The organism is Bordetella muralis, assembly GCF_965139205.1.
GTDB lineage: Bacteria > Pseudomonadota > Gammaproteobacteria > Burkholderiales > Burkholderiaceae_B > Bordetella_A > Bordetella_A muralis.
The window spans coordinates 15,970-37,074 of sequence record NZ_CBCSIU010000017.1 but is presented as its reverse complement, the minus strand read 5'-3'; the positions used below and the strand labels follow the sequence as shown (position 1 = coordinate 37,074).

Annotated in this window: 16 protein-coding genes; 7 read left to right on the top strand and 9 right to left on the bottom strand. The window is 60.2% G+C overall.

Going from position 1 to position 21,105, the window contains the following annotated elements:
- Positions 1-111: 111 nt before the first annotated feature.
- From glmM to ACNA0I_RS20340, 4 genes are all read right to left on the bottom strand, one after another.
- Complete coding sequence (gene glmM / locus ACNA0I_RS20355; RefSeq protein WP_415807853.1) at positions 112-1,455, bottom strand: phosphoglucosamine mutase; 1,344 nt, start codon at positions 1,453-1,455, stop codon at positions 112-114.
- The gene (folP, locus tag ACNA0I_RS20350) at positions 1,452-2,294 is read right to left on the bottom strand and encodes a dihydropteroate synthase (protein WP_415807852.1); all 843 of its coding nucleotides are present in this window, start codon (positions 2,292-2,294) and stop codon (positions 1,452-1,454) included. Before folP ends, glmM begins: the two co-directional genes overlap by 4 nt.
- A 27-nt stretch (positions 2,295-2,321) precedes the next feature.
- A complete protein-coding gene (ftsH, locus tag ACNA0I_RS20345) occupies positions 2,322-4,211 on the bottom strand; it encodes an ATP-dependent zinc metalloprotease FtsH (protein ID WP_415807851.1) in 1,890 nt (629 codons plus the stop codon).
- A 148-nt stretch (positions 4,212-4,359) separates the two neighbouring features.
- Positions 4,360-4,995: an RlmE family RNA methyltransferase gene (locus tag ACNA0I_RS20340; protein WP_415807850.1), complete on the bottom strand. Its 636-nt coding sequence runs from the start codon at positions 4,993-4,995 to the stop codon at positions 4,360-4,362.
- 18 nt (positions 4,996-5,013) lie between these two features.
- Between ACNA0I_RS20340 and ACNA0I_RS20335 the strand changes: the two genes are divergently transcribed.
- Positions 5,014-5,622 (top strand): YhbY family RNA-binding protein, encoded by a 609-nt coding sequence (locus ACNA0I_RS20335; RefSeq protein WP_415807849.1) that lies wholly within the window; start codon positions 5,014-5,016, stop codon positions 5,620-5,622.
- A gap of 93 nt (positions 5,623-5,715) precedes the next feature.
- Here ACNA0I_RS20335 and greA read toward each other — a convergent pair whose 3' ends face one another.
- Positions 5,716-6,192: a transcription elongation factor GreA gene (gene greA, locus ACNA0I_RS20330; RefSeq protein ID WP_415807848.1), complete on the bottom strand. Its 477-nt coding sequence runs from the start codon at positions 6,190-6,192 to the stop codon at positions 5,716-5,718.
- A 347-nt stretch (positions 6,193-6,539) separates the two neighbouring features.
- Positions 6,540-7,862, bottom strand: coding sequence for a solute carrier family 23 protein (locus ACNA0I_RS20325; RefSeq protein ID WP_415807847.1), 1,323 nt, complete (start codon positions 7,860-7,862; stop codon positions 6,540-6,542).
- A 267-nt stretch (positions 7,863-8,129) separates the two neighbouring features.
- Between ACNA0I_RS20325 and ACNA0I_RS20320 the strand changes: the two genes are divergently transcribed.
- From ACNA0I_RS20320 to ACNA0I_RS20300, 5 genes are all read left to right on the top strand, one after another.
- Positions 8,130-9,452: an ABC transporter substrate-binding protein gene (locus tag ACNA0I_RS20320; protein ID WP_415807846.1), complete on the top strand. Its 1,323-nt coding sequence runs from the start codon at positions 8,130-8,132 to the stop codon at positions 9,450-9,452.
- A gap of 77 nt (positions 9,453-9,529) precedes the next feature.
- Entirely contained in the window at positions 9,530-11,233 is a 1,704-nt protein-coding gene (locus ACNA0I_RS20315; protein WP_415807845.1) for an ABC transporter permease, read from the top strand.
- 2 nt (positions 11,234-11,235) lie between these two features.
- Complete coding sequence (locus tag ACNA0I_RS20310) at positions 11,236-12,321, top strand: ABC transporter ATP-binding protein (protein WP_415807844.1); 1,086 nt, start codon at positions 11,236-11,238, stop codon at positions 12,319-12,321.
- Between the two features lie 8 nt (positions 12,322-12,329).
- The gene (locus ACNA0I_RS20305) at positions 12,330-13,271 is read left to right on the top strand and encodes a LysR family transcriptional regulator (protein ID WP_415807843.1); all 942 of its coding nucleotides are present in this window, start codon (positions 12,330-12,332) and stop codon (positions 13,269-13,271) included.
- Positions 13,272-13,311: 40 nt separating this feature from the next.
- On the top strand, positions 13,312-13,950 hold the full coding sequence (locus tag ACNA0I_RS20300; protein WP_415807842.1) for a histidine phosphatase family protein: 639 nt from the start codon (positions 13,312-13,314) through the stop codon (positions 13,948-13,950).
- Between the two features lie 21 nt (positions 13,951-13,971).
- Here the strand turns inward: ACNA0I_RS20300 and ACNA0I_RS20295 are convergent, their stop codons facing one another.
- The 3 genes from ACNA0I_RS20295 to carA form a co-directional block, all read right to left on the bottom strand.
- Positions 13,972-14,730: an SDR family oxidoreductase gene (locus ACNA0I_RS20295; protein ID WP_415807841.1), complete on the bottom strand. Its 759-nt coding sequence runs from the start codon at positions 14,728-14,730 to the stop codon at positions 13,972-13,974.
- Positions 14,731-14,848: 118 nt separating this feature from the next.
- On the bottom strand, positions 14,849-18,091 hold the full coding sequence (gene carB, locus ACNA0I_RS20290; RefSeq protein ID WP_415807840.1) for a carbamoyl-phosphate synthase large subunit: 3,243 nt from the start codon (positions 18,089-18,091) through the stop codon (positions 14,849-14,851).
- A 10-nt stretch (positions 18,092-18,101) separates the two neighbouring features.
- Complete coding sequence (gene carA / locus ACNA0I_RS20285) at positions 18,102-19,259, bottom strand: glutamine-hydrolyzing carbamoyl-phosphate synthase small subunit (protein ID WP_415807839.1); 1,158 nt, start codon at positions 19,257-19,259, stop codon at positions 18,102-18,104.
- Between the two features lie 255 nt (positions 19,260-19,514).
- Here carA and tal point away from each other — a divergent pair, with 255 nt between their 5' ends.
- Entirely contained in the window at positions 19,515-20,468 is a 954-nt protein-coding gene (gene tal, locus ACNA0I_RS20280) for a transaldolase (RefSeq protein ID WP_415807838.1), read from the top strand.
- Positions 20,469-21,105 lie beyond the last annotated feature (637 nt).

Below are 21,105 nucleotides of genomic sequence, written 5' to 3'. Positions count from 1 at the left end.
AATCTCGAATTAAATCAATATAAATCAAAATAAATCAAACAAACTCGTTTGACGAATAAAGGGCCGGCTCCATCAGGACCCGGCCCCCCTTTTTATGATCGCGACACAGAATCAGTTGAGACTGGCCGCCAATTTTTCAGCGCTGGCCTCAGCCAAAGCAGCGTCTTCTGCTTCGACCATCAATCGCAATTTAGGTTCGGTACCGGACGCTCGAATGAGCACACGGCCACGCCCTGCCAATTCGGCTTCGACGGCTTGCGCTGCCACCACCAGGCCCGAATGCGATTTCCAGTCGGTTCCCGGCGTCCAGGCGACGTTGATCATCTTTTGTGGATACATGCGCAAATCGCCCAACCATTGCGACAAACTCTCGCCACTGCGGCGCAAAGCCGTCAGCACTTGCAAGGCGGCAATGATGCCGTCGCCAGTGGTATGGCAATCCAGGCACAACAGGTGTCCGGAGCTCTCGCCCCCGAACAGCCAGCCGCGCGCCTGCATTTGCTCCAGCACATAGCGGTCGCCGACTTTGGCGCGTTCGAAACCAACGCCCAGGCGCTGCATTTCCCGCTCGAAACCATAGTTGGTCATCAAGGTACCGACCACACCAGCCACTGGACCCTGCATCATGCGTTCGCGCACGATGGCGTACAGCAGCTCGTCGCCGTTATAGATGCGGCCCTCGCCGTCGACCATCTGGAGCCGATCGGCATCGCCATCCAGGGCAATGCCCAGGTCCGCGCCACGCGCCTGGACGACTTTCACCAACGATTCGGGATGCAATGCCCCCACGCCTTTGTTGATGTTGAAACCGTCGGGCGAAACACCGATGGCGTGCACATCGGCACCCAACTCGCGGAATACGTGAGGTGCGACGTTATACGCGGCACCATGCGCGGCATCGACAACGATCTTCAGGCCATTCAAGTCCAGCTCGTTGGGGAACGTGCTTTTGCAAAACTCGATATAGCGGCCCTGCGCGTCTTGCATTCGACGGGCGCGGCCTAGTGCTTCGGACCCCAGGCAACCCAAGGGCTCATCCAGCTCGGCTTCGATTTCGGCCTCGACTTCGTCGGGTAATTTCATACCTTGAGTCGAAAAAAACTTGATGCCGTTGTCTTGATAAGGATTGTGCGACGCGCTGATCACGATACCGGCTGCCAGACGGAAGGTACGGGTCAAGTATGCAACGGCTGGCGTTGGCAACGGCCCGGCCAGCAACACGTCGATACCCGCCGCGGACAAGCCCGCCTCCAGCGCCGATTCAAGCATGTAACCGGAAATACGCGTGTCCTTGCCGATCACCACTTGCGGGCGGCCGTGGCCGCGCTCGCTGTACTGGCGTGCCAGAACGCGTCCTGCCGCGTACCCTAGACGCAAAGCGAAAGCCGCATTGATCACCTCGCCGCCCACCTCGCCGCGCACTCCGTCAGTCCCGAAATACTTGCGTTGTGTCATGCTCGAATAGCTCCTTGTTCAGATGCGTACCAGACTTTCAGGGCATCTACCGTCTCCGCCACATCGTGCACACGCACGATCGAGGATCCGTGCGCCACGCAGGCCAGCGCACCGGCAATACTGCCGGCCAGGCGATCGGCCACGGGCTTGCCGGTGGCGTCACCGATCATGGTTTTGCGTGACAACCCTGTCAGTAATGGATAACTGGATACGCGCAGACTGGAGAGCCTGCGTAATAGTTGATAGTTGTGATCCGCCGTTTTGCCAAAGCCAAAGCCCGGGTCCAGGACGATACGCCGCGGATCGACCCAGGCGGCCCGCAGACGTTGCGCGCGAGCCCCCAGAAATACGCCGATCTCGCCAAGCAGATCGGTATATTCCGGCGCCCGTTGCATCGTGCCGGGTTCGCCTTTCATGTGCATGATGCACAGCCCGCAGCGCGACTGCGCCACGGCGTCAATAGCCCCAGGCTGGCGAAAACCGTAGATGTCATTAATCATGTCGGCGCCCGCGTCCAGCACAGCGCGCATGACCTCTGGCTTGAAGGTATCGATGGAAAGCGGGACACCACAGTCGCGCAGCGCCTCGATGACGGGCAGCAAACGCGCCAGCTCGTCCTGGGCCGAGACAGGTTCGGCCCCTGGCCGCGTGGACTCGCCGCCTAGATCCAGAATCTGCGCGCCCTCGTCAATCAAGCGTCGCGCATGGCTGACCGCCGCGTCGGTATCTGCGTGCTGGCCACCGTCGGAAAACGAATCGGGCGTGATATTGACAATGCCCATGACGAGCGGGCGCTCGAGATCAAACTCGAAGCGCCCGCACAGAAAGGTGTTGGCCATATAAAACGATAGAAACTCGAAAGCAGCTTAGACCGCGGCCGGCGTACTGCTGCCACCCGGCGCCAACCCGGAGGGCGGCGTATCGGTGCTATCTGCCGGACCTTGCGGCGTCTTGGGCGGACGCGGCGGACGGCCCGAGGTAATGTCCTCGATTTGATCCGCGTCAATGGTTTCCCATTCGAGCAGCGCGCGGGTCATTGCCTCGACCATATCGCGGTGATCTTCCAGGATCTTGCGCGCCACGCCGTATTGCTCGTCGATGATGCGACGGATTTCGAAATCCACCTTTTGCATGGTGGCTTCGGACATGTGGGTGGTCTTGGTCACGCTGCGGCCCAGGAACACCTCGCCTTCGTTTTCGGCATAAACCATGGGGCCCAATTCGTCCGTCATCCCATAACGGGTGACGATGTCGCGGGCGATGGCGGTGGCGCGCTCAAAGTCATTCGAAGCGCCTGTCGTCATCTGATTCATGAAGATTTCTTCGGCAATACGGCCACCGAACAGGACAGCAATCGTGTTCAGCAGGCGGTCCTTGTCCATGCTGTAGCGGTCGCCTTCGGGCAACTGCATCGTCACGCCCAGCGCACGGCCACGCGGGATGATGGTGACCTTGTGCACGGGATCAGTCTTGGGCAGCATGCGCGCCACGATGGCATGACCGGACTCGTGGTACGCGGTGTTCTTGCGTTCTTCTTCGGGCATGACGATCGAGCGGCGCTCGGCACCCATGATGATCTTGTCTTTGGCCTTTTCGAAGTCGGTCATGTCGACGGTGCGGCCATTACGGCGCGCTGCAAACAAGGCGGCCTCGTTGACCAGGTTGGCCAGGTCGGCACCCGAAAAGCCCGGGGTACCGCGCGCCAGGATGCTGGCATCGACGTTGGTCGACAGCGGGACCTTGCGCATATGCACGCGCAGAATCTGTTCGCGGCCACGGATGTCGGGCAGCGGCACCACGACCTGGCGGTCGAAACGGCCCGGACGCAGCAAAGCAGGATCCAGCACATCGGGACGGTTGGTCGCGGCAATCACGATCACGCCCTGGCCCGACTCAAAGCCGTCCATTTCCACCAGCATCTGGTTCAGCGTCTGCTCGCGTTCGTCGTTACCGCCGCCCAGGCCTGCGCCACGCTGGCGGCCCACGGCGTCGATTTCGTCGATAAAGATGATGCAAGGCGCCTGCTTTTTCGCGTTTTCGAACATGTCGCGCACGCGGGCAGCACCCACACCGACGAACATTTCGACGAAGTCAGAACCTGAAATGCTGAAGAACGGGACCTTGGCTTCGCCAGCGATGGCCTTGGCCAGCAGGGTTTTACCGGTACCGGGCGAACCGACCATCAGCACGCCGCGCGGAATACGGCCGCCGAGTTTCTGGAATTTGGTGGGATCGCGCAGGAAATCGACCAGTTCCTGGACGTCTTCTTTGGCCTCGTCGCAGCCAGCCACGTCAGCAAACGTGATCTGGTTGGTGTTCTCGTCCAGCATACGGGCACGCGATTTGCCGAAGCTGAACGCCCCGCCCTTGCCACCGCCCTGCATCTGTCGCATGAAAAATACCCAGACGCCGATCAACAGCAGCATTGGGAACCACGATACGAAGATGCTCATCAGCAGGGACGGCTCCTCGCGGGCTTTGCCCGAGACGTCCACGCCGTACTTCAGCAGATCGGACACCATCCAGATGTCGCCCGGCGACGTCAGGGTGTACGAACGGCCCGTATCAGGGGTGACATACAGAACATCCGCCTGCACGTCTACCTTGCGAATACGGCCTGCCTTGGCATCCTCCATGAACTGGGTGTAACTCACGCCGTCTTGCGATTGCGCACGCCCATCGAACTGTTTGAATACCGTGAACAGGACCAGTGCGATCACCATCCAGACCGCGACTTTAGAAAATGAGTTGTTCAAGGTCGATCTCCTGCTTTTGATTCCGACCGGTGACCGCACCCCCGCGCATATGGCACAGTCACAAGTATGTCAATAGTTCATTCTACCCTGTCGGGAGGGGTTCCGTCTGAAAGCCCGATAGGCGCCTGATACATCATTGTCAAAAAACCTAAAGTTTCAGGTCACGCGCCACTAGAAAAGTCTCCGAGGACTTGTCCCGGGAGGCTTTGGGCTTGCGTTCCACCACACGCTTGAAGCGCTGTTTGAAGCTTTGCACGATCTGCGAAAAACCGCTGCCGTGAAAAGCCTTGACGATCAGCGCGCCGTCGGGCTTGAGGTGGTTGCAGGCAAATTCCAGCGCCAGATCGCAAACATGCTGAATGCGAGCCGAATCGGCAACACCAACTCCCGACAAGTTGGGGGCCATGTCCGAAATAACAAGGTCTATCGGCTGGCCGCCCACTAATTCTTGCAACTGTTGCAAAACGTCGTCATCGCGAAAATCACCCTGGATGAATTCGACGCCAGCGACAGGTTCCATAGGCAGGAGATCCAGCGCGATAATGCGGCCGTCGACCGTGCCCCCAGGGCCGGCCAGACGCTCGCGCGCCACCTGTGACCAGCTGCCTGGCGCCGAGCCGAGGTCGACCACGATGTTGCCCCGACGCATCAGTTTTTCGGCATCGAGGATCTCGATCAATTTGAACGCAGCACGTGCCCGATAGCCCTTTTGTTGCGCCATCTTCACATAAGGGTCGTTAATGTGCTGGTGTATCCAGTCTTTAGAGAATTTCTTTTTGGCCATTACCGTACAATTCCACGCATGCCTATATTAGAACTCACCTCACGCGAGCGCAGCGATTTGCGCTCGGCCGCCCACCCCCTCAATCCGGTCGTCCTGATCGGAGACAACGGGCTGACCGACGCGGTCTTGAAAGAAATCGACCGCGCCTTGACATCCCATGGGCTGATCAAGGTACGCGCAGGCGGCGCCGACCGCGACGAACGCGAGGCCATGCTGGCGACCATTTGCGACACGCTGTCGTGCGCATCGGTGCATCATCTGGGCAAGATATTGATCTTGTTCCGCCCGCTGCCCGGTAATGTAGCCTCTGCGCCGGCCGAAGGCACCCCCGCACGTCGCAAGGCATCCGAGCCTCATACCCCCAAGAAAATGGCGGCCGAGGGCAAAACCCTGTCCAAATCCGCGCCCGCTCGCAAACGAGCCGCGCCTGAAGTGTCGGCCAAAAAATCCTTTTTGGGGCGGGATGACCTCAATAGCGCTGGCCGTCCGATGCGTCCGACGACCAAGAAAAAATCCAGCACCACATCGCATGGCATTCCGCGCCGCTCTGGTAGCGCGCTCAGCCTGCGAGCCGGCGCCCGCAGCGGGCTGCGCGCCTCGGCAGGACGCAAGACCACCAAAAAGTAAGACAGTGAAGCAAGCTGGCCTGGCAACAGGCCGGCCCCAACTCAACGCCCACACCCACCGGCCTGGCATCGCTTGGGGCGGATATCCATCACACTACAGGTAGCGCACGCTCAGGACTTCGTATTCGCGAATGCCCGAAGGAGCCTTCACCTCGACCACGTCGCCTTCGGATTTGCCGATCAACGCACGAGCGACCGGGCTGGACACCGAAATCAGGTTGGATTTGATGTCGGCCTCGAGATCCCCCACGATCTGATAGGACAGGCGATCGCCCGAATCCAGGTCCTCGATATCCACCGTCGCGCCAAACACGGCGCGGCCTTCTGCATTCAATGCCGCCGGATCAATCACATGCGCATTGGAAAGCGTGCCCTCGAGTTCTGAGATGCGGCCTTCGATGAAGCCTTGGCGCTCGCGCGCGGCATCGTACTCGGCATTTTCCGACAGATCGCCCTGGGCACGGGCCTCGGCAATAGCATTGATCACGGAGGGGCGCTCAACAGTTTTCAGCCTGTGCAATTCGGCTTGCAAACGCTCGGCTCCGCGCGCGGTCAGAGGAATGGCAGACATGTCGTTTCCCAACAAAAAGTAGAAAACGCCCCGAATGGGAGCGTTTCGGTAAAAAAAAATGCAATCAGACTCAGGTCCATCGCCACGATGGCGGGACAAGCCAATGATACAAACTAAAGATCAAACAGGCAGGAACGGTATCGGGCCCGATTTATTAGTAGGGTATCTGGCCGTGCGTCCCGGTCAGCCATTAGGCACATCTACGCGTGCCGGCGACCAAAACAAAACCCCGGCTCGGATTTGGAACCGGGGCAAGCAAGACCTCATTGTGGTCAAAATCCGCCAGAATTGCAAGCCATGCGAGCCCCCTCATTCCAGGCAAGCCAGCACGCAAAATCTATGTAGATTTACACCACCTGACGGCCGCTGCGTTGCAACAAAGCGTACAAAATGATCGCGCCGAACGTAGCGGTACCGATGCCCCCCAGAGTGAAATCCCCGAGTTTGATCGTGAAATCGCCGGCCCCCAATACCAAGGTCACGGCAGCCACGATCAGATTACGGTTATCGCTGAAATCGACCTGACTCACCACCCAGATCCGTGCGCCCGCGACGGCAATCAGCCCGAATACGACCACTGACATACCGCCCAGCACCGGGCCCGGAATCGTTTGAATCAGTGCGCCGAATTTCGGCGAGAACCCCAGCAGGATCGCGATCACTGCCGCCACCACAAATACCAGCGTCGAATAGATGCGCGTCACGGCCATCACGCCGATGTTTTCCGCGTAGGTAGTCACCCCTGTTCCGCCGACGGCGCCGGACACCATCGTGGCCACCCCATCGCCAATGAAGGCGCGCCCCATGTAGCGGTCCAGATTCTGTCCCGTCATGGCGCTGACGGCCTTGATATGCCCCAGGTTCTCGGCCACCAGGATGATGGCGACCGGTACGATCAAGCCCATGGCGTCGGCCTTGAATACGGGTGCGGCGAAATGAGGCAGGCCGAACCATGCCGCCGCAGCAACGCCCGAAAAATCGATGGGCTTGCCCAGCCCCAGGCCATTGGCGCACACCGCATAGATCAGGCACGCCAAGAGCAGCCCCACCAGGATCAGCAAACGCTGAATCGTGCCGCGCGTGTAGACGGCAATCCCGCCCACGCACAGCACGGTCACGACCGCCATCCCCGTTTCAAACCCCGAACTGCCCATCGCACCCTTGGCTGCGATAGGCGCCAGGTTCAGTCCGATCACCGCCACCACCGCGCCCGTTACGACCGGCGGCATCAGACGCTCGATCCAGGCGGCGCCGCCATCGCCCCGCGCATTGGCCGCGGCCACGATGATTCCGATCACGGTATAGGCCAGGCCGCACGCAATGATCGCACCTAGCGCTACACCTATATTGGCGTTCGGGCCCGATCCGGCATAGCCTGTGACGGCCACCACGCCACCGATAAAAGCAAAGCTGGATCCCAGGTAGCTCGGCACCCTGCCGCCCACAAACAGGAAAAAGATCAGCGTGCCGATCCCCGACATCAGAATGGCAACATTGGGGTCAAAGCCCATGATCAGCGGCGCCAATACGGTCGAGCCAAACATGGCCACCACGTGTTGAGCGCCCATGGCAATGTTTTTGGGCCCGGACAAGCGCTCATCCGGCGCGATGACAGCGCCAGGCACGGAATCGTCGGCCAGCTTCCAACGCGGAAAATAAGAATTCGGCATGAAATCCCCTGTATCAAGACAGGAATAATTAATCGGCGGGCGAAGTGTAGGGGGCCGCGCGTTTGCCGGCAATCCGGTTAAGCCCGCGAACGGGAAGACGCTGATCATAGTGAACAAACAAGCCCGCCATCGACAGACCGGCACACACTCAAATGCGTTGCAGCAAACCACGCAGACTAATGGGCCGCATCAAAATTTGTGATTGGACGCTGGGCACCTCCGTCGCTACCTTGTTCCAACAATTTCAAAACACTACGGAGACAAATCATGCCCCTCATGCGCACTGTCCTCGCGTCAGCCCTGCTGGCTGCCTGCGCGCCCGTGCTGGCCGGCACCGTCACGGTCATCACGTCTTTTCCCAAGGACCTGACTCAGGCGTATAAATCAGCATTCGAGAAAGCCAACCCCGGCATCACGCTGGAAATCCTGAATAAAAACACGGTCTCAGGCATTGCCTACGTACGCGAGACGCCAGCAGGCCAGCGGCCCGAGGTCTTCTGGGCCAGCGCTCCCGATGCCTTTGAAGTACTGGGCCGCGAAAAACTGCTGAGCCCTGCGCCCGACGCCGCCAATGCCGAAGTCCCGGACAAAATCGGCAGCTATCCCATCAACGATCCGGGCGGCTTGTACATGGGCCAGGCCCTGGCCGGCTACGGCATCATGTACAACACCCGGTACATCAAAGCCCACAAACTCACGCCGCCAGTCGAATGGAAAGACCTGCTGGCGCCGCAGTGGTTTGGCCACCTGGGCATGACCGCGCCCTCGCGCTCGGGCACCATGCACTTGACCGTCGAGACCATACTGCAAGGCGAAGGCTGGGCCGATGGGTGGCAAACGCTGCTGCGCATGTCGGGTAACGCCAGCCAGATGACGGAGCGATCGTTCGGTGTTCCCGATGGGGTGAACAATGGCCAATTCGGCGCAGGCCCGGTCATCGATTTTTTTGGCCTGTCCAGCAAATACTCCAAGTTCCCGGTCGAGTTCGTCTATCCGTCTGAAACTTCGGTCGTTCCCGCAAATATTGCGCTGATCGCGGGCGCCAAGAATACCGAGGAAGGCAAGAAATTCATCGCCTTCACGCTCAGCAAAGCGGGGCAGGAGCTGCTGCTAGAGCCCAAGATTTCGCGACTGCCGGTATTGCCGTACAAGGATTTGGCCGGAAAAATCCCGCAGGGTTATCCAGACCCGGCTGAAATCGCCCAGCGCAGCAAAGTGCATTTCGATGCCGACTTGTCCCAGACACGTTATTACGTCGTCCAAGCCTTATTCGACCAGACCATCACGTTCCGCTTGAGCGATCTGCAGGCCGCTACCAAAGCCATTTACGAAGCCGAGCAAAAACTCGGCGACAAGGCAAAAACAGGCCAGGCCGCCGAACTGCTGGACCAGGCCCGCAAGCTGGCATGGTCGCCATTGATCGATCCCAAGACGGCGGCAGATCCGGAGTTCCTGAAAGTCTTTACCCGCGACAAGAAAGACGCCTCGACCAACAAGCAGATCACCCAACTCGAAGGCGAATGGAGCGGCAAGGCCAAGGCGAACTACGAGCAAGCGGTCAAACTGGCACGGCAAGCCGCCGCGCTGTAATGGCAGCACAAGCTGTTGCGATGATGTTTTGACATCCTGCCCCGCGTAGACCTCGCGGGGCTTTCTCGGAGCAATTGATGACGTTCGCGAGCCGCTCGCGCCTGCCCGCCGGTCCGCTGTTGACGGCGCTACTGGTACTGGCCTTTCTGTGCCTGTTCTTAGTGGTACCAGTGGGCACCGTGTTCTACACCGCTTTTATCAACGCCGATGGCAGCTTCACGCTCGGGCATTTTGGTGCTTTTTTCGCCCAGCCGCTGATGCAAGAGGCCTTTTTCAACAGCCTGTATGTCGCGGGCTGGTCAGCACTGTTGGCCTCGCTCATTGCCGTGCCGTTGGCGTATTTCACCGTGCGCTTTGAGTTTCGCGGCGCCTTGCTGATTCAGACGCTCGGCGTACTGCCGCTGATCATGCCGCCCTTTGTCGGCGCAGTGGCGATGCAGCTGATCTTTGGCCGGTCAGGCACCGTGAATCTATTACTGGATGATTGGTTCGGGTTCACCATCCCGTTCATGGACGGCCTGAACGGGGTCATCTTTGTCGAGTCATTGCACTACTTTCCGTTCATCCTGATGAACCTGGTCGTCGCATTGCGCAACATCGACGGGTCCATGGAAGAAGCCGCTTTCAACTTGGGCTCCCGTGGCTTTCGGCTGTTTCGCCGCGTGATTTTTCCGCTGGCCCTGCCGGGCTATGTCGCGGGCACGTCGCTCGTGTTTGTGAAAGTTTTTGATGATCTGGGCACGCCGCTGGTGTTGGGCACCACCAATATGCTGGCGCCGCAAGCCTATTTGCGCATCACTCAAGTCGGCCTGGAAGACCCGTTGGGTTATGTGATCAGCGTCATCATGATCGCCTTTTCCATTCTGGCGCTATGGCTATCGGCGCGCGTCCTCAAAGGCAAGGACTACTCCACTTTGCAAAAAGGCGGCAGCTCGATCCAGAAACGCAAACTCAACACCGGAGAAAGCATCCTCGCCTATGGCTGGATCGCGCTGGTCTTGCTGTTGGTGCTGTCACCTCATTTCGGGGTGCTGCTGCTATCGCTCGCTACGGTATGGAGCTATGCCCCGCTGCCTGATGGCTATACCCTGGAACACTATGCCGCGATCTTTACCGAATCGCACGGCATGATCACCAACACGCTGCTCTATTGCGGCCTGGCGGCAGGCGTGGACGTGATCCTGGGGACCGCAATTGCGTATCTCATGCTGCGTACGCGCCTGCCAGCCCGCCAATGGCTGGATTTTCTCGCGTCTGCCGCGCTGGCCATCCCGGGCATCGTGTTGGCGATCGGCATGCTGCGTACCTTCCGCGGGCTCGAGTTTCCGTTGACGGGCACCTTGATCACATCGTCGTGGCTGCTCATCATGATCGCGTATTCGGTGCGGCGGCTGCCGTACGCATTGCGATCGTGCGTGGCGGCGCTGCAGCAAATCAATGTCTCGCTGGAGGAAGCCGCCGAATCGCTGGGGGCAAACCGGATGCGCACCATCCGGCGAGTGGTCGTGCCGCTGATGGCCGGCGGCATGCTGGCCGGTTTTGTGACCAGTTTCGTCACGGCAGCGGTGGAATTGTCGGCGACCATCATGCTGGTGACCCGTGACAGCCAGGCCCCCATGAGCTATGGCATTTATCTCTACATGCAAAGCGCTGCCGGACGCGGTCCCGGCGCTGCGCTAGGCGTACTGGCCGTCATCGCAGTCGGCATCGGCACATACGTATCGCATTTGTTGGTCGAGCGCGCGTCGGCGCGCCAACGCCCCGCGCGCAATGAGGAATAACGATGAAAAAAGTCAGCGTCGAATGCCGTAATATCCGGCTCTCCTACGGCAAAACCGAAGTCCTGAAAGACGTCAATATTCACATCGAGCCGGGCGAGTTTTTCGCCTTGCTCGGTCCTTCAGGTTCGGGAAAGTCCACCCTGCTGCGCTTGATTGCCGGCTTTAATCAACAAAGCCATGGCCAACTGCTGATCGACGGCAAGGACATTGGCAACACGCCGCCGTGGGGCCGCAATATCGGCATGGTGTTCCAGAACTATGCCTTGTGGCCGCACATGACCGTATGGGACAACGTCGCGTTTGGACTGGTCGAGCGCCGCCTGCCGCGTGCCGAGATACGCAACAAAGTCGAGGCCGCGCTGGATCTGGTGGGCCTGTCGCAGTACGGCAACCGCAGGCCGAATCAATTATCCGGCGGACAACAACAACGCGTCGCGCTGGCACGCACGATAGTCATTGAGCCCCAGGTGCTGTTGCTGGACGAGCCGCTATCCAATCTGGATAAGAAGCTCCGCGTACAGATGCGCCAGGACTTGCTCAACCTGCAACGCCGCCTGGGCATCACGACCATTTTCGTGACCCACGACCAAGAGGAAGCCATGACCACGGCCGACCGTATGGCGGTGCTGGATCACGGCGTCGTGCAGCAAATCGGTGCGCCAACCACGCTGTTCGATTTCCCGGTCAATCGCTTCGTCGCCAACTTCGTCGGCACGATGAACGTCCTGGAGGGCACCGTGCGCGAACGTAGCCGCAGCAATCTGATATTGGCCGTACCGGGCGTGGGCGACCTGCATCTGCCCCTGACAAACGAAGCTCCGGATTCCGACAAGCTCGCCGCGAGTTTCCGCCCGCACACGGTCCAGATCGACATGGCCGATGGCCTGGGAGATGCACGCTACGTCTGGCTGCCTGGTGTGGTGGAAACCAGCGAATTCCTGGGCGAATTCACCCGCTATCAGGTACAGGTGGGCGATCATCGCGTTACTGCCGATCAGTCCCATCTGGCGGGCCTGTCGCCCTTTCCGGTCGGGTCGCCTGTCTCGATCGGACTGGAGCCCTCTCAGATTCGTCTGCTGGCGGCATAATCGCCGTCATGGAGATCTATCAAATCCGCGCCTTTGTCACGGTTGCCCGCCTGGGCAACCTGACCAAGGCTGCGGATGCCCTCTCGCTCACGCAGCCCGCCGTCACAGCCCAGATAAAAGCCCTGGAGCAAAGCCTTGGCGTCGCGCTGTTCGAGCGCGCCGCAGGCCGCCTGACCTTGGCCAAAGCCGGCGAGGTGCTGTTGCCGACTGCAGAGTCCCTACTTGTCCTGGGCGCTCAATTCAAAGCCGAGGCGCAACAACTACAGGGCAGCCTGCACGGCGCCGTCGATCTAGGCGTTCCCAGCGAACAGCCGGATTTTCTGCGGCTGGGTGAGCTCGCCTCAGCGGTGCGGGAACAACTGCCACTCATCGAACTCAAGACCCTGACACTGCCTACCTCGGTCCTGCACGAGCACATCAGCACCGGCCGGCTGCATGCTGCGCTCACCATCGCCGCCAACCCGCCTCGCGCCGTGCATTGGATGCCGTTACGCAGCGTCCGCTACCGGATCGCACTGCCGGTGTCGCTGGCCAATTCGCTCAAGCGCGGCGGTTGGCGCGAAGTCGCGCAGCTTCCCTGGCTGGATGGTCCGGCCGGCAGTCACACCCATTTATTGCTGCGCGACATGTTCGAACGGCATGGCCTGGCCCCGCGCATCGTCATGCAGCACGACGACCAGGCGAACCTGGATGCACTGGTCCGAGCCGGCGCCGGCTGCGCCCTGCTCCGGGAGGAAACCGCTCTGGCGGGCGCTGCCGGCGGAGAGTTCATCGTCTGGGGGCAGGCTCGCGCCGATGCCACATTAGGATTCATGATGCCCCACGAACGCGCCAGCGAACCTGTGCTGGTCGCGTTGATTTCGCTCATGCAGAAAATCTGGAAATCGCGACGACTGCCTGCGGAACCCGAGGCCACGGCCGAGCAAACCACCAACCGGGTTACCCTATAGCCTACCGCCCATTGCGGGCCTACCCTTCACCACCACTCGCATGACTGAAATCTGGTTTATTCGCCACGGAGAAACCTCCTGGAACCGCGAAGGCCGCCTGCAAGGCTGGCAAGACATCGAACTCAACGCTAGCGGGCGCGAACAAGCCGCTCAGTTGGCCGCACGCATGGCCACTGTCGAACAGACTTTCGACGCGCTTTACAGCAGCGATTTGCAACGTGCCTACACCACCGCTGAGCCTATTTCCGCCGAACTGGGCCTGCGCATACGCACTGAACCCGGCATACGCGAACGCGGCTTCGGCGTGCTGGAAGGACTGGACCTGGCACGCATCGACGAACTCGCCCCCGAGGCTGCAGCCGCCCGCAAAAGCCGCGACCCGCACCGCCCCATCGAAGGCGGTGAATCTCTGGGCCAATTCCAAGCCCGCGTCATCGCCACCGTCAACGATCTCGCGCAACGCCACACCAACGAACGCATCCTCGCCGTCACGCACGGCGGCGTGCTGGACATTATCTGGCGTCAAGCTTCCAGCGTGGCCCTCGACGGCCCGCGTCCTGTGCCATTACTCAACGCCAGCATCAACCGCATCGGCATCGAGGGGCGCCAATGGCAGGTCCTCGAATGGGGCGACATTGCGCACCTGGATATGGAATCCGCCAGCGACGTCGTGCCGTAAGGCGCGACCGATTCACAGCCATTACTTGCGCGGTTTGCGCGGCGCATTGCGTGCCGCGCGATCGTAGACCCAATTCGGCAGCAGGCGCATGAGCTTTGACACAACGCCCATTTGCCAAGGGATGACGGTATACGACACGCCGCGTTCGATAGCCACCTGAGCGCGGGCAGCGAATGCATCGGCTTCCATCAGAAACGGCATACCGTAGGGATTTTTCTCGGTCATCGCGGTTTTTACGTAGCCTGGGGCAATCGTGACCACGCTGACTCCCGCGCTCGCGAGTTCCAGCCGCAGGCTTTCACAATAGGTGATCACCGCGGCCTTAGAAGAACTGTAGGCGCCCGCGCCGGGCAAGCCTCGGATGCCCGCAACGCTGGCAATGCCGACGAGCCGGCCGTTTTGCGCCCGCTTCATCGATTCGATAAAAGGCTCGAACGTGGCGACGGTAGCCAGCAGATTCGTGTCAACAATGGCCTTGAAAACGTCGAAGTCTTCCGTGTATTCGGTCAGCGTGCCTGCGCTGATTCCCGCACTGGCAATGACCACATCGACTCGCCCGTCATTCGCTGCCAAAAAATCCTGGGCAGCCGCATGCAACGCGTCGCGATCGCGCACATCCAACGCGTAGCAAAGATGTTGTCCCGGCAACTCGTCTGCCAACTCACGCAGCGCCTGACCCCGTCGCGCGACCAAGCCGAGCGTGGCACCTGAACGGGCATAACGCCACGCCAAAGCCCGGCCTAGACCACTGGACGCACCCGTAATAAAAACCGCTGTCATAGCAACTCGCAAGATCGACCCGTACATGGGCCAGGAGAATATTCGTCAATGATAGTAGAGCCAGAAATAAAAACAGGCCCTTTATGGGCCTGTTTTTACCGCAACGCGATGAGCGTACTTATTGCTGAGGCAAACTGGCGTGCAGTTCTTGCAGCGGATACACCTGCAGGCCGAGGCCCTGGCGCAGGTATTGCATACCCTCGACCGCGGCGCGAGCACCGGCGATCGTCGTAAAGAACGTCACGCGAGCGGCCAGCGCCTGCGTACGGATCGTACGCGAGTCGGCAATCGCATTGCGGCGTTCTTCGACGGTATTGATCACCAGCGAGATCTCGCCGTTCTTGACCATGTCCACGATATGCGGACGGCCTTCGGTGACCTTGTTGACCATTTGCACCGGAATGCCGGCAGCGGAAATCTGCGCGGCCGTCCCACGGGTCGCCACGAGCTTGAAGCCCAGGTTGTGCAAGCCACGCGCGACTTCGACGGCGCGGGTTTTGTCCTGGTCTTTCACGCTGATAAAGACGGTGCCGTTTTCGGGCAAGCGCACACCAGCTGCAAGCTGCGACTTGACGAAAGCCTCGCCAAAGCTCATGCCCACGCCCATGACCTCGCCGGTCGATTTCATCTCCGGTCCCAGAATGGTATCCACGCCCGGGAATTTCACGAACGGGAACACAGCCTCTTTGACGGAGTAATACGGCGGCACGACTTCGCGCGTGATGCCTTGATCGGCCAGCGTACGCCCAGCCATCGCGCGAGCCGCGATCTTGGCGAGTTGCAGGCCGGTGGCCTTGGACACGTAAGGCACCGTACGCGATGCGCGCGGATTGACTTCCAGCACATAGACGTCGCCGCCCTGGATCGCAAACTGCACGTTCATCAGGCCGCTGACGTTCAGCGCACGCGCCATCATCGAGGTCTGGCGCTTGATCTCGGCGATGATCTCAGGCGACAGCGAGTACGGCGGCAGGCTGCAGGCGGAGTCGCCCGAGTGCACGCCGGCTTGCTCGATGTGTTCCATGACGCCACCGATGAACACGGTTTCGCCGTCGGCCAGGCAGTCCACGTCGACTTCGGTCGCATCATTCAAGAAACGATCCAGCAGCACGGGGGAATCGTTGCTGACCTTGACCGCCTCGCGCATATAGCGTTCGAGGTCCTGCTGCTCGTGCACGATTTCCATCGCGCGGCCGCCCAGCACGTAGCTGGGACGCACCACCAAGGGATAACCGATCTCGGCGGCATGGGCCAGAGCCTCGCCTTCGGTACGCGCGGTACGGTTGGGCGGCTGGCGCAGGCCGAGCTTGTTCAGCAGTTTCTGGAAACGCTCACGGTCCTCGGCAACGTCGATGGACTCGGGGCTGGTGCCGATGATGGGCACGCCATTGGCCTCGAGCGCACGTGCGAGTTTCAACGGCGTCTGGCCGCCGTACTGCACGATCATGCCAACGGGGTTTTCCTTGTGCACGATTTCCAATACGTCTTCGAGCGTCAACGGCTCGAAATACAGACGGTCGGACGTGTCGTAGTCGGTGGACACGGTTTCGGGGTTGCAGTTGACCATGATGGTTTCGTAACCATCTTCGCGCAACGCCAATGCCGCATGCACGCAGCAATAGTCGAATTCGATACCTTGGCCGATACGGTTCGGGCCGCCCCCCAGCACGATGATCTTTTTGCGATCGGTCGGCTGCGCCTCGCATTCGTCTTCGTACGTGGAGTACATGTAGGCGGTGCGCGTGGCGAATTCCGCAGCGCAGGTGTCTACGCGCTTGTAGACCGGGCGCACATTCAACTGATGACGCAGTTTGCGGATCTCGGACTCAACGGAATCCAGCAGGAACGCCAGGCGGCGATCCGAGAAGCCCATGCGCTTGAGGTGCCACAGTGTGTCGTAGTCCAGATCGGCCATCGTCTTTTGCTCGAGCGCGAGTTCGATGTCGACGATTTCCTTGATCTGCGACAGGAACCACGGATCGATGTGCGTGATCTGGTGGACTTCTTCCAGGGTGAAGCCTTGTGCGAACGCATCACCCACGTACCAGATACGCTCTGGACCCGGCTCGCCCAACTCGATCTGCAGTTTTTCGCGATCGGTGGTTTTCTGGTTCAGGCCGTCGACACCGACTTCCAGACCGCGCAGGGCCTTTTGGAAGGACTCTTTGAACGTACGGCCGATCGCCATGACTTCGCCCACAGATTTCATCTGGGTGGTCAAGCGGGAATCGGCTTGCGGGAATTTTTCGAACGCGAAACGCGGCACCTTGGTGACCACGTAGTCGATGGACGGCTCGAACGAGGCCGGCGTAGCGCCGCCGGTGATCTCGTTACGCAGCTCATCCAGGGTGTAACCCACGGCCAGGCGCGCAGCGACCTTGGCGATGGGGAAACCGGTGGCCTTCGAGGCCAGTGCCGACGAACGCGACACGCGCGGGTTCATCTCGATGACGATCATCCGGCCATTGTCCGGGTTGACCGCGAACTGCACATTCGAACCGCCGGTATCGACACCGATCTCGCGCAGCACCGCGATGGATGCGTTACGCATGATCTGGTATTCCTTGTCGGTCAGCGTCTGAGCAGGCGCCACCGTGATGGAATCACCGGTGTGTACCCCCATGGGGTCCAGGTTTTCGATCGAGCAGACGATGATGCAGTTGTCGGCCTTGTCGCGCACGACTTCCATCTCGAACTCTTTCCATCCCAACAGGGATTCTTCAATCAAGAGTTCGCTGGTCGGCGAGGCCTCGAGGCCGCGACGGCAGATGGTTTCGAATTCTTCGGCGTTGTAGGCGATACCGCCACCCGAGCCACCCATCGTGAAGCTGGGGCGGATCACGGTCGGGAAACCCGACGTGCCGGTTTCGCTGGCGATGCGGCGCTGGACTTCCCAGGCCTCGTCCATGCTGTGCGCCACGCCCGACTTGGCTGACTCCAGACCGATGTCGGTCATGGCCTGCTTGAATTTCTGGCGGTCTTCGGCCTTTTCGATGGCGTGTTCGTTGGCGCCGATCAGCTCGACGTTGTGCTTTTGCAGCACGCCATGGCGGGCGAGATCCAACGCGCAGTTCAATGCGGTCTGACCGCCCATCGTGGGCAGCAGCGCATCGGGTTTTTCGCGCTCGATGATCTTTTCCACCGCCTGCCAGGTGATGGGCTCGATGTAGGTCACATCGGCCGTTTCCGGGTCCGTCATGATGGTGGCGGGGTTGCTGTTCACCAAAATGGTGCGGTAACCCTCGGCCTTGAGCGCCTTGCACGCCTGAGCGCCGGAATAGTCGAATTCGCATGCCTGCCCGATGATGATGGGGCCGGCACCGATGATGAGAATGCTTTTTAGGTCTGTACGCTTGGGCATAATGCGGTATTTATTTCTTCTGGCCGGCCATCAGGCTGATGAATTTGTCGAACAGCACGATAATGTCGTGCGGGCCCGGGCTGGCCTCGGGGTGGCCCTGGAAGCAGAAAGCAGGACGATCGGTCAGCTCAAAACCCTGCAAGGTGCCGTCGAACAACGACACGTGGGTCGCGCGCGAGTTGGCAGGCAGCGTCGCTGCATCCACACCGAAGCCGTGGTTTTGGCTGGTGATGAATACGCGCTTGGACTGCAGGTCCTGCACCGGGTGGTTCGCGCCATGGTGGCCGGTCTTCATCTTGACCGTCTTGCCGCCAACAGCCAGGCCCATGATCTGGTGCCCCAGGCAGATACCGAACGTCGGGATCTTGCGTTCGAGGAACACACGGGTCGCCTCAATCGCGTAGTCGCAAGGCTCTGGGTCGCCAGGGCCGTTTGCCAGGAACACGCCATCCGGGTTGAGCTTGAGCACGTCTTCGGCAGACGTCTGGGCCGGCACCAGCGTGATACGGCAGCCACGGTCGGCCATCAGGCGCAAGATGTTGTATTTCACGCCGAAGTCGTACGCGACCACGTGAAAACGGTCTTGGGCAGGCGACGTAAAGCTCTCGCCCAATTGCCAGGTACCTTGTTTCCAGTCGAGCGAGTCTTTGATGGACACGACCTTGGCGAGGTCTTGGCCGGCCATGCCGGGAAAGCCTCCAGCCAATTCGACGGCGCGATCGGCGTCGTCGCCGACCAGGATACAAGCGCCCTGAGCGCCGCCGTCACGCAAAATACGCGTGAGTTTGCGCGTGTCCACGCCCGAAATCGCGACCACGCCCTGGGCAGCCAGGTAGTCGGGCAACGATTGCGTCGCACGGAAATTCGAGACGCGCGACGGGCAGTCACGCACCACCAGGCCCGACGCCAGGACGCGAGAGGTTTCGACGTCCTCGGCGTTGACGCCGGTATTGCCTATATGCGGATATGTCAGTGTGACGATCTGGCCGTTGTAGCTAGGATCGGTCAAAATTTCCTGGTAGCCTGTCATGGCCGTGTTGAACACGACCTCGGCGACTGTGTGACCCGGCGCGCCGATGGACACGCCTCGGAAAATGGTACCGTCCGCCAAAGCTAGAATTGCAGGAGGGAAGCGATCAGCGCCCTCGGGAAAAAGTTGCGGCAGCACAGTAAACCCCGGTTTCAGAATCGATAATCAAACCTTGTAATTATACCCTGTCGGGCCGTTTTCCCCCGAAAACCGCGCCAATCAAGGCCCGGAGCCGCTTTTTTGGCTGCTGGATCCCCAAAAAATGTAATAAATACTCCGTCAGGGCAAAGCGCCGAAAACGCCGTATGGCGGTACTTTTTGTCAAAAAAAGGGACTGCGCGTAGTGATACCCTAGCTCTTTATTGTCAACCTTTGCCTACGCCGACCCGTCCCATGTCTAGCCAGCTTGAAGCTTTACGCAGTCACACCACGGTTGTTGCCGATACCGGCGATTTCGAAGCCATGCGGGCATTACGCCCGACTGACGCTACGACCAACCCGTCGCTGATCCTGAAGGCCGTCCAGAAAGACGCCTATCGGCCGTTGTTGCAACAGGTTGTCCAAGATCACCGAGGCGCGTCAGCGGCCGAACAGACGGATCGATTGCTCGTTGCCTTTGGCCGCGAAATTCTGAAAATCGTACCGGGCCGCGTGTCGACCGAAGTCGACGCGCGCCTGTCGTTCGACACCCGCGCCACCATTGAGCGGGGCCGTGGCCTGATCGCGCTCTATGAGGCAGCCGGCATTGCGCGCGAACGCGTGCTGATCAAGATCGCGTCCACCTGGGAAGGTATCCAGGCTGCCCGCGCCCTGCAAGCCGACGGCATTCGCTGCAACCTGACGCTGCTGTTCTCTCTGCCACAAGCCATGGCATGCGCCGACGCAGGCGTGCAATTGATCTCGCCGTTTGTGGGACGTATCTACGACTGGTACAAAAAAGCCGCAGGCGCCGACTGGGTCGAGGCCGAACGTGCGGGGGAAAACGATCCCGGCGTGCAGTCCGTCACCGAGATTTACCGCTACTACAAGCGTCACGGCATCGCGACCGAGATCATGGGAGCGAGCTTTCGCAATGCCGGCCAGATCCGGGCCTTGTCCGGTTGCGATCTGCTAACCATCAGCCCGGAATTGCTCACCGAATTGGATCAGACCGAAGGCGATGTACCCGCGCGCCTGAGTGTCGACAACATCGGCTCGGATGTCCCGGCGCACCGCACGGCTGACGAGATCTGGTTCCGCACCGAGTTGAACGCCAACGCGATGGCGACGGAAAAATTGGCCGAGGGGATTCGTTTGTTCTCAGCCGATGCGGTCAAACTCGACGCCTTGCTCGCTGCTGCCAATTAGGCGGGCTTGAATCACCCTGTTCTTAGCGGTTTAGGTTTTCAATTGTGGCCAGTTTAGATGGCTTGCTGATTGGGGAGTGCTATTGAACGTTGCAGAGCGGGGGATTGAGTGCTATTGGACGTCGAGGCGTCTCTGATTCCCTCCGTCGCTGGCACGGCTGGTCTTCGTAGGCTTCGTAGGAACTGGCTTCTGCAAGGATGAAGATCTTGCAGGGCTGCTATGCACGGGCGCCTACGGGCGCGCCCNTGCATAGCGTTCGTGATTGGCATGCGAAGGCTGTGGCATCGGGAATGAACAGAAGATCTCTCGAGCTACGATTTTGTTATACCTAGAGCTGAGCTACGCATCATCTTCGCATGCATCNACNCTANCCAAGCAGATCTTCCAACCTGGCACCACGCCACCCCGCCGCATGCCCGGACCGATCGCTTGAGGTGAGCGCGCTGGGCGCTCGCCGAAAGCAGCCCTGCAAGATCTTCCTCTTNGCCAACACGGCAGCATAAAAATGCCAAGCAAAACAACCGTGCCAGCGATGTGATGAGCTTGAGTNACTGCGAGTCGAGCCGAGGCAATCGGGCCGTGAGGGCGCCTCAAAGCCGAGTGGAGCGGATGTCGAAGGGAGCGCGAAGGCGCGGAC